1 protein-coding gene is annotated in these 292 nt (G+C 68.5%); it reads right to left on the reverse strand.

Features of this window, described 5'->3' with window-relative positions:
- A partial coding sequence (locus ACH107_RS33765; protein WP_412509917.1) for a hypothetical protein occupies nt 1-292 on the reverse strand: 292 nt, incomplete at both ends.

Consider the following 292-nt stretch of genomic DNA (forward strand, 5'->3'; position numbering starts at 1 on the left):
CGGTGCGGCGCCAGCACGGCGTCGAGCGCCTGCGCGCTGTCCTCGTCCGCCGCACACTCATTGTGGATCACCACGTCATAGCCATCCGCATAACGCGGATTGCCATAGATTGGCAGCGCCGGGCGCGTCGCCTTTTCTCCAGGTCTGGGGTCGTGGTAGACGTGGCTGACTTCGGCCGGCATGCGCTCCTTCAGCGCCCGTTCCAGCACCTCGCGCTGGCGCGGGTAGTCGTGGCAGCAGCCGCCGCTGACGATCAACACCTTGACCGGCCTGGGCGCCTCGGCATGCGCCG

It is taken from the genome of Roseovarius halophilus (ex Wu et al. 2025) (genome assembly GCF_047086965.1).